General features: G+C 30.8%; 8 protein-coding genes. All 8 read left to right on the top strand.

The window, feature by feature from the left end; all coding sequences use genetic code 11:
- A partial coding sequence (locus VK071_04755; protein HLR34624.1) for a hypothetical protein occupies positions 1–410 on the top strand: 410 nt, incomplete at its 5' end.
- 133 nt (positions 411–543) lie between these two features.
- Positions 544–843, top strand: coding sequence for a hypothetical protein (locus VK071_04750; protein ID HLR34623.1), 300 nt, complete (start codon positions 544–546; stop codon positions 841–843).
- Positions 815–997: a hypothetical protein gene (locus VK071_04745; GenBank protein ID HLR34622.1), complete on the top strand. Its 183-nt coding sequence runs from the start codon at positions 815–817 to the stop codon at positions 995–997. The genes VK071_04750 and VK071_04745 overlap by 29 nt, the downstream gene beginning before the upstream one ends.
- 61 nt (positions 998–1,058) lie before the next feature.
- On the top strand, positions 1,059–1,511 hold the full coding sequence (locus tag VK071_04740; GenBank protein ID HLR34621.1) for a DUF2383 domain-containing protein: 453 nt from the start codon (positions 1,059–1,061) through the stop codon (positions 1,509–1,511).
- 44 nt (positions 1,512–1,555) lie between these two features.
- Entirely contained in the window at positions 1,556–2,017 is a 462-nt protein-coding gene (locus tag VK071_04735) for a terminase small subunit (protein ID HLR34620.1), read from the top strand.
- Complete coding sequence (locus VK071_04730; GenBank protein HLR34619.1) at positions 1,998–3,263, top strand: PBSX family phage terminase large subunit; 1,266 nt, start codon at positions 1,998–2,000, stop codon at positions 3,261–3,263. Before VK071_04735 ends, VK071_04730 begins: the two co-directional genes overlap by 20 nt.
- Complete coding sequence (locus VK071_04725) at positions 3,263–4,570, top strand: phage portal protein (GenBank protein ID HLR34618.1); 1,308 nt, start codon at positions 3,263–3,265, stop codon at positions 4,568–4,570. The genes VK071_04730 and VK071_04725 overlap by 1 nt, the downstream gene beginning before the upstream one ends.
- On the top strand, positions 4,563–5,425 hold an 863-nt coding region (locus tag VK071_04720; GenBank protein ID HLR34617.1), incomplete at its 3' end, for a minor capsid protein. The genes VK071_04725 and VK071_04720, both read left to right, overlap by 8 nt.

Genomic DNA, 5,425 nt, shown 5'->3' with positions numbered 1-5,425 from the left:
ACAAGGATTTATGCAATGAAATTAACTTTTGGAAATCAAGATTAAAATCATATGAGATTCAATTAGAAGCAATAAAAAAAGAGGGGAAACTATATGGTCCTGGAGAAATAAAAGCTATAGATTATAGTCAGCCTTATGTTGATGGTACCAGTCAGATTAGTTTTGAAGCAGCATTAAAACAGATGCAGAAGATAGAAAGTCATATATATTTACACCAGAATACTATAGAAAGATTAGAAAAGTTTAAGAAGGAAATAGAGGATAATATTATGGAACTTGAAGATTTGGATAAAAAGGTGGTATATATGAGGGATATAGAGGGGAAAAAGCTTGTAGATATAGCAGAAGAATTAGGATATACACATCAATATATAAAAGAAGTATCTGCGAGAAATAAAACTACCTACTAACAACCTACCGACAGGCTAAAAAATACATGTTAATATGATAGTAACTAGAAATATCACAACCCCCTTTTAACTTAAAGGACATATCTCTCCAGGAGGTGTGTCCTTTTAATTGTGCAAAAATTGAGGTGAAACTATGAAAAGTTATGTATTAGATCCTTTAGTTAAATATCATTGTTTTAATTGCAATTCAGAATTTATACTAAGTGAGTATAGAGAGAAGCAAGCAAAAAAAGTTAATTGCCCGTATTGTCAAAATGAGGATGTAGAAGCTTATGTCTATGCAAGAGATGAAGAATTATTAAATGGATTAGGTTGTTTAGCTATAGCTCATCATGAAGATCCAGGAGAAGAAAAATACGTTTATGAAATGACCTGGGGTAGGATTGAAAGGGAGAGAGAAAAATATGAGAATAGGAGAGATTTTAAAGCATAACGATATAGATACATATAGAAGGTTAAAAAAGTTGCCAGAAAAGGCGGGAAAAAGGTCTAGTGCTATAAAATTAGGTGATAGTGTGGAAAATTTAATGAAAGCGAATAGCTATAGGAGGATTGGTAGGAGAGTTAGACAAGTTAAACGGGGATAATGTATTAATTATATGCTTAGTGGAAAAATAATAACAATATAACCACTAAGGAGGAAGATCAATGTCAAATAACTCAGAAACAAAAAAGGCACTTAATGAATTATTACAAGGGGAATACATGGCAGTAGATAGTTTTAATAATTTCATATCTAGACTAGAAGATGAAAATGCTATAGAGTGTTTAAAAGAAGTTCAAAAGCAGCATAGAGAAAATATTGATAAATTAGCAAGTTATATACAAGATATAGGAGGACAGCCAGACGAAAATATTGGAATGAAAGGTAAAATGGGTGAAATGATGCTCAATATGGAGTTAGGGTCAGAAACAGATATGAGTGAAATTATTGAAAAGGCTATTGAAGGAGAAACCAAGGGAGTTAATATGGCGGAAAAAGTTTTGAGGGGAGCTTTAGATGATAGGTCCAGAAATATAGCAGGTGTAATACTAGAAGAAGATAGAAAGTCTATCGAGAAGCTGAAGAGTTTATTTAAAAATATTGAAGAGCCTAATTAACAAGGCTCTTTTTTTATGCAATAAATAAAGGTAGGTGAGGTGATGTGAAGAAGCTAACAGTAAAACAAAAGAAATTTTGTGATCATTATATTGAGTTAGGCAACGCAACAGAAGCAGCTATAAAAGCAGGATATAGTAAGAAAACAGCTAGGCAAATGGGAAACGAAAACCTTACAAAACCTTACATTAAAAATTATATAGATAAAAAAATGAAAGAAATAGAGGATAAACAAATAGCAAAAGCAGAAGAAGTATTAAAACACCTTACTTCTATGATGAGAGGGGAAGAAAGCGAAGAAGTAGTTGTAACTGAAAATATAGGAGATTATGAAAGCAAGGCTAGAATAGTTGAGAAACAAGTATCAGCTAAAGAAAGAATAAGAGCCGCCGAACTGATTGGTAGAAGATATAGTTTATTTACTGATAAACAAGAAGTAGACCTTAAAGTACCAAAAATAATCTTTGATGTGCCGGAAGATGATGTAGATGACAATAGAGAAGATTAGCATAAGTAAAATAATTGGCCAAGGTTATAATAAGGCCTGGAATACAAAAAAGTTTTATAAAGTGATTAAGGGATCTAGAGGGTCTAAAAAATCAGTTACAACACAGATTGAAATAATAAGTAAAATGATGGCCTACCCCTGGATGAATGTAATAGCTGCAAGAAGATACCAAAACACTCTAAGGGACAGTGTATATGTAGGATTAAAGAGTGCTACTCATAGATTAGGAGTATCGCACTTATGGAACTTTACTGTAAGTCCGATGGAAGCTACTTATATACCAACAGGCCAGAAAATATTATTTAGAGGATTTGATGATCCTTTAAAGATGACTTCCATACAGTTAGAGAAAGGTACTATTACTCATTTATGGGTAGAGGAAGCTTATGAATTGGAAAGTAGAGATAAACTTGATACAGTTACTGAAGCTATGAGAGGTAAAATTGATGAATCTAATGCATATAGGCAAGTAATATTAACTTTTAACCCTTGGAGTGAAAATCATTGGCTTAAAAGTGAGTTCTTTGATAAGGAAGACGAAGATGTTTTTACTCTAACAACTACCTATAAGATTAATGAATTCTTAGATAAAGATACTATTAGAAGGTATGAAAAGCTATATAAAACTAATCCACGAAGAGCAAAAATAGTTTGTGATGGAGAATGGGGAGTTGCTGAAGGATTAGTATTTGAAAATGTTATATTTGAGCCTTTTGACATCCAGGAGAAATTAAAAGAACAATTACAATTATTAATAGGTTTAGACTTTGGATATGAGCATGATCCTACAGCTCTAATTGTTGCTTTATTAGATGAAGAAAATGAGAAGATTTATATTATAGATGAGCATTATGAAAAGGGAATGCGTACAAAAGAAATAGCAAATATGATTAAGAAAAAAGGATATCAAAAGTTAACTATAGTAGCAGATAGTGCGGATGGGAGATTAATTGATGAGCTAAGAGACGAGCATGGTATAAGAAGAATAACCAGGAGTGAAAAAGGACCCGGAAGTGTAAAACAAGGGATAGAACAGCTAAAGAATTATCAAATTATATGTCATACTAAATGTGAAAATGCAAAGGAAGAGTTTTATAGTTATGCATACAAAAAAGATAAAATATCAGGTAAATATTTAAATGAAGCAGAGGATAAAAATAATCACTTAATGGATGCATTAAGATATTCATTACAGTGCAGAAAATCTAAAATAATTATAAAAACATACAAAGGGGGGATATTATAGTGTTTATCCTAGAATCCGATACAGAGATGACTGAGGAATTATTACTAGAATTAATAAATAAGCATAAATCAAGTCATGAAAGATACAATAGATTAAAGAAAATGTATAAAGGAGATCATCCAATATTACACCAAAAAAAGAAGGAAGAATATAAGCCTGATAACCGTTTAGTTGTAAACTATGCTAAATATATAGTTGATACACTCAATGGTTTTTTTATTGGTATACCAATAAAAGTTAGTCATGAATCAGATGAAATAAATAATTATCTTGACTTTGTAGATAAATTTAATGATCAAGATGATAACAATGCAGAATTGTCAAAGTTATGTAGTATTTATGGCCATGCCTATGAAATGATTTATATAGATGGTGATGGCCAGCTGGGTATAACCTATATAGAGCCAGATGAAGCTTTTGTTGTATATGATGACTCAATAGTAGGTAAACCTATGTATGGGGTAAGGTATTATAACAATATTGATAATAAACTTGAGGGAAGTTACTCGGATATATATAAGATAGCCTATTTCAAAGAAAATGATGAAGGGAAACTATACTTTTATGACGAAAAACCACATTTATTTGGGGATGTGCCAATTATTGAATATGTAGAAAATGAAGAAAAGCTAGGAGCATTTGAAGGTGTAGAAACTCTTATAAATGCTTATAATAAAGCTCTGTCGGAAAAAGCTAATGATGTTGATTATTTTGCTGATGCATATTTAAAAATATTAGGGGCTGAGCTAGATGAAAAGACTATTAAAAAACTAAGAGACTCTAGAACAATAAATATGGCTGGTGGGGAAGTTGATAAGCTTATAGTTGAATTTCTGGATAAACCCGACGCTGATAATACCCAAGAAAATTTAATAAATAGACTAGAAAAACTAATATTTCAAATATCTATGGTAATGAATATTAATGATGAAAGTTTTGGAACTCAATCAGGTATAGCTCTTAAATATAAATTACAAAGTATGGAGAATTTGGCTAAGACTAAGGAAAGAAAATTTGTATCGGGGTTGAATAGGAGATATAAGATGATAGCTAATACTAGTATAACTCCAATTAAAGGTGATGAATGGACTGGTATTAAATATCAATTCACTAGAAATTATCCTGCTAATATTTTAGAAGAATCAGAAATAGCAAGAAATCTAACTGGAATAACTAGCAAAGGAACAGCTTTATCGGTATTATCTATTGTTGATAATGCTAAAGATGAGGTTGATAGAATCAACGACGAATACGATATTGATGATGAGTATGACTTTGATAGAAATAGAGTTGATTTAGATGAGTAAAATTAATCCAAAGTATTGGAGAGAGAGGCAGAAGGCATATTTTAAGAATTTAGAAAAAAACGAAGAAAAACTTCTTAAAAAGATGATAAAAGAGTATGAGAAAGAGGCTGCAAAATTAGACAAAGAAATAGCCTCTTACTATGCTAAATATGGTGCAGATAATGTGATTGAATATAGAAACTTATTGGTAGATTTAGATCCGGGAGAAAGAAAAATATTACTACAGGATATGGAACATTTTTTTGATGTCCATCTTGAGCTCGAGCATTTAAAACCTATCAGGGAAAGTATTTATCAATTAGATAGGTTAGATGCTCTTAATTATTCTATTAAAAAACAACAAATAGAGTTAGGGGTAAAAGAAGAAGAAGTAATATTAAAACATTTATCTAAAAGCTATACATCAACTTATAATGCAATATTAAAAGATATGGGGTTTGGTAGTAATTTTTTATCTATTGATGACATTTTAGTTAAAGATTTAGTAAATAAAGCATGGTTAAATGATAAGAATTTTTCTGATAGGATATGGGGAAATAAAGAAAAATTAATTGAATACCTTACTACAGACTTCAAAGATGGAATTATTAGAGGAGATAGTTATAATAAACTAAGTAAAATACTAGAGGAAAGATTTTTAAAACAAAGCAAGAATAATATAAAAAGATTGGTGTATACAGAAGGCACATTTGTTCAAAATCAAGCCATGGCCAAGCCTTTTGAGGATATGGGATATGATACTTATATTTATGATGCTATCCTGGATGACAGGACTTCGGAAGTATGCGAAGGACTTGATGGAACTGAATTTTTATTTAAGGACAAAGAACCAGGAGTTAATTTTCCTCCAATGCA

The sequence above is a fragment of the Tissierellales bacterium genome (assembly GCA_035301805.1).
GTDB lineage: Bacteria > Bacillota > Clostridia > Tissierellales > DATGTQ01 > DATGTQ01.
This window is presented reverse-complemented; position numbering and strand designations above follow the sequence as displayed.